This window comes from Kitasatospora sp. P5_F3 (assembly GCF_054049135.1).
On record NZ_JBFUMY010000156.1, the window covers coordinates 1 to 4,513 of the forward strand.

Genomic DNA, 4,513 nt, shown 5'->3' on the forward strand with positions numbered 1-4,513 from the left:
CGCCGAAGGCGGCCCCGGCCGCTGCCGCGCCGGCCGCAGGGCCGGGCCCTGAGCTGATCCCGCTGCGCGGCCCCTCCAAGGCCGTGGCCACCAACATGGACGCCTCCCTGGAGGTCCCGACGGCGACGTCGGTGCGTGCCGTGCCGGCCAAGCTGTTGATCGACAACCGCATCGTCATCAACAACCACCTGCAGCGCGCCCGTGGCGGCAAGGTCTCCTTCACCCACCTGATCGGTTACGCCCTGGTCCAGGCCATCAAGGCCAGCCCGGGCATGAACTACAGCTACAAGGTGGAGGACGGCAAGTCCTACCTGGTCAAGCCCGCGCACGTGAACCTCGGTCTGGCCATCGACCTGGTGAAGCCGAACGGCGACCGCCAGCTGGTCGTCGCGGCCATCAAGAAGGCCGAGACGCTCGACTTCCTCGGCTTCTGGATGGCCTACGAGGACATCGTCCGCCGGGCCCGTGCCAACAAGCTGACGATGGACGACTTCACCGGCGTCACCGTCTCGCTGACCAACCCGGGCGGCATCGGCACCGTGCACTCCGTGCCGCGCCTGATGCAGAACCAGGGCACCATCGTCGGCGTCGGCGCGATGGAGTACCCGGCCGAGTTCCAGGGCTCGTCCCCGGACACCCTGGCCAAGCTGGGCATCTCCAAGATCATGACCCTGACCTCGACCTATGACCACCGGGTCATCCAGGGCGCGGCCTCGGGCGAGTTCCTGCGCACCATCCACCAGCTGCTGCTCGGTGAGCACAACTTCTACGACGACGTCTTCGAGTCGCTCCGGATCCCGTACGAGCCGGTCCGCTGGGCCACCGACGTCGCCACCACCCACGACGACGAGGTCAACAAGACCGCGCGCGTCATGGAGCTGATCCACTCCTACCGGGTCCGCGGTCACCTGATGGCCGACACCGACCCGCTGGAGTACAAGCAGCGCAAGCACCCCGACCTGGACGTGGTCCAGCACGGGCTGACGCTGTGGGACCTGGAGCGCGAGTTCGCGGTCGGCGGCTTCGGCGGCCAGAAGATGATGAAGCTCCGCGACATCCTCGGCCTGCTGCGCAACTCGTACTGCCGCACCGTCGGCATCGAGTACATGCACATCCAGGACCCGAAGCAGCGCAAGTGGATCCAGGAGCGCCTGGAGAAGCCGTACGCGAAGCCGGAGCGCGAGGAGCAGCTGCGCATCCTGCGCCGGCTGAACTCGGCCGAGGCCTTCGAGACCTTCCTGCAGACCAAGTACGTCGGCCAGAAGCGCTTCTCGCTGGAGGGCGGCGAGTCGCTCATCCCGCTGCTGGACGCGACCATCGACGCGGCGGCCGAGCACCGTCTCGACGAGGCCGTGATCGGCATGGCCCACCGCGGCCGGCTGAACGTGCTGGCGAACATCGTCGGCAAGCCGTACGGCAAGATCTTCGGCGAGTTCGAGGGCAACCTCGACCCGAAGTCGATGCACGGCTCCGGCGACGTGAAGTACCACCTGGGCTCCGAGGGGACCTTCACCGGTCTGGACGGGGAGACCATCAAGGTCTCGCTGGCCGCCAACCCCTCGCACCTGGAGGCCGTCGACCCGGTGGTCGAGGGCATCGTCCGCGCCAAGCAGGACGTGCTGGACCAGGGCGGCACCACCTTCCCGGTGCTGCCGATCCAGATCCACGGTGACGCGGCCTTCGCCGGCCAGGGCGTCGTCGCGGAGACCCTGAACATGTCGCAGCTGCGCGGCTACCGCACCGGTGGCACCATCCACCTGGTGGTCAACAACCAGGTCGGCTTCACCGCCGCCCCGGCCAGCAGCCGCTCGTCGATGTACTGCACCGACGTGGCGCGGATGATCGAGGCGCCGATCTTCCACGTGAACGGCGACGACCCGGAGGCCGTGGTCCGCGTCGCGCGGCTGGCCTTCGAGTTCCGTCAGGAGTTCCACAAGGACGTCGTGATCGACCTCATCTGCTACCGCCGTCGCGGTCACAACGAGGCCGACAACCCGTCGTTCACCCAGCCGCTGATGTACGACCTGATCGACAAGAAGCGCTCGGTGCGCAAGCTCTACACCGAGGGTCTGATCGGTCGCGGCGACATCACCATGGAAGAGGCGGAGCAGGCGCTCCAGGACTTCCAGGGCCAGCTGGAGAAGGTCTTCTCCGAGGTCAGGGACGCCGCCTCGGCGCAGGCCCCGACCTCGGGCGGCAAGCCGCAGGCGGACTTCCCGGTCAACATCCAGACCGGCATCTCCGCGGAGATGGTCAAGCGGATCGCCGCCTCGCAGAGCAACCTGCCGGAGTGGCTGACGGTGCACCCGCGCCTGCTGCCGCAGCTGCAGCGCCGCACCGCCTCGGTCGAGGACAACACCATCGACTGGGCGATGGGCGAGACGCTCGCCATCGGCTCGCTGCTGATGGAGGGTCACCCGGTCCGACTGGCCGGCCAGGACAGCCGTCGTGGCACCTTCGGCCAGCGCCACGCGGTGCTGATCGACCGGGTCACCGGCGAGGACTACACCCCGCTGCTGTACCTGACCGAGGACCAGGCCCGTTACACCGTCTACGACTCGCTGCTCAGCGAGTACGCGGCGATGGGCTTCGAGTACGGCTACTCGCTGACCCGCCCGAACGCGCTGGTCATGTGGGAGGCGCAGTTCGGCGACTTCGTCAACGGCGCGCAGACCATGGTGGACGAGTACATCGCGTCCGCCGAGCAGAAGTGGGGCCAGCACTCCGGCGTCACCCTGCTGCTGCCGCACGGCTACGAGGGTCAGGGCCCGGACCACTCGTCCGCGCGTCCGGAGCGTTTCCTGCAGATGTGCGCGCAGGACAACATGACGGTCGCGATGCCGACCCTGCCGTCGAACTACTTCCACCTGCTGCGCTGGCAGGCGCACAACCCGCACCACAAGCCGCTGATCGTCTTCACCCCGAAGTCGATGCTGCGTCTGAAGGCGGCGGCGAGTGCGGCGGCGGAGTTCACCTCGGGCTCGTTCCGTCCGGTCATCGGTGACACCACCGTCGACCCGGCGAACGTCCGCAAGGTGGTCATCACCGCGGGCAAGTTCTACTACGACGTCGAGGCGGCCCGTACCGAGCGCGGGGTCACCGACACCGCGATCGTCCGGGTCGAGCGGCTCTACCCGCTGCCGGTGGCCGAGCTCCAGGAGGAGCTGGCCAAGTACGGCGAGGACGTCCAGTTCGTCTGGGCGCAGGAGGAGCCGGCCAACCAGGGTGCCTGGCCGTTCATCGCGATGAACCTGGTGGACCACCTCCAGGTCGTCGTGGGCCGCAGCGCCAACGCCGCCCGACTGCGTCGGGTCGCCCGGAACGCCTCGTCCGCCCCGGCGGTCGGTTCGGCCAAGCGGCACGCTGCCGAGCAGCAGGGCCTGCTGGACGAGATCTTCACCATCTGACGCTCCGTCGGTGGCCATGGGCCCCGTCCTCCGCTTCGGCGGCGGGCGGGGCCCATGGTCGTTCCGGTCCCAAGTCGCCTGCGCCTGCCGTATGTTCGTGGCACTGGGGCGGATCTACTTCGGGGGAGCCTTCGCATGACCACGGATTCGGTGTTCCAGCCGCTCTCCGCGGACGACCCGCGCGAGGTCGGCGGGTACCGGTTGGCGGCCCGGCTCGGGGCGGGCGGGATGGGGCGGGTCTACCTGTCGTACACGCCGGGCGGGCGGCCGGTGGCGGTGAAGGTGGTCCGGCGGAAGTTCGCCGCCGACCCGGAGTTCCGCCGCCGGTTCCGGCACGAGGTGGCCAACGCCCGCCGGATCCACGGCCTGTACACCGCGCTGGTGATCGACGCCGGGCCGGACGACCCGACCCCCTGGCTGGCCACCGCGTACGTGCCGGGGCCCTCGCTCCAGCAGGTGGTGCGGGAGCACGGACCGCTGCCGGTCCGCACCGTGCTGCTGCTGATCGGCGGGATCGCCGAGGCGCTGCAGGCGATCCACGGTGTCGAGGTGGTGCACCGGGACCTCAAGCCGGCCAACGTGCTGATGGCCTCGGACGGGCCCCGGGTGATCGACTTCGGGATCGCCAGGGCCGCCGACTCCACCGTGCTGACCGACTCCGGGTCGATGATCGGCTCGCCGCCGTTCATGGCCCCGGAGCAGGTCCGCGGCCTGCCGGTGACGCCCGCCACCGATGTCTTCGCGCTGGGCGCACTGGCCGCTTACGTGCTGAGCGGCGCGCTGCCGTTCGGCGACGGGCCCGACACCGCGGTGCTCTACCGGGTGGTGCACGAGGAGCCCGAGCTCGGCCAACTGCCGGACAGTCTGCGGCCGTTGCTGGCCGCCTGCCTCGCCAAGCGGCCGGAGAACCGGCCGCTCCCGGCCGAGCTGATCCGGGCTGCTCGCGAACATTCGCTGGTTGGCGGCGAGTTGAGGTTCACCGAGCACTGGCTGCCGGATCCGGTGACGCTGGAGATCGCCCGCCGGTCCGCACTGCTGAAGCCCCCGCCGCCGACCGGCCCGCCCCGGCCGCAGGCCCCGCCGGCCCTGGTGGCCCCGACGCCGAC

General features: G+C 69.8%; 2 protein-coding genes. Both read left to right on the forward strand.

From position 1 onward, the window contains the following. Window positions 1–3,407, forward strand: a 3,407-nt coding sequence (locus tag ACXJMZ_RS36725; protein WP_457034335.1) for a multifunctional oxoglutarate decarboxylase/oxoglutarate dehydrogenase thiamine pyrophosphate-binding subunit/dihydrolipoyllysine-residue succinyltransferase subunit, incomplete at its 5' end; no start/stop codon positions are given. 135 nt (window positions 3,408–3,542) lie between these two features. Then, window positions 3,543–4,513, forward strand: a 971-nt coding sequence (locus ACXJMZ_RS36730; RefSeq protein ID WP_457034336.1) for a serine/threonine-protein kinase, incomplete at its 3' end; no start/stop codon positions are given.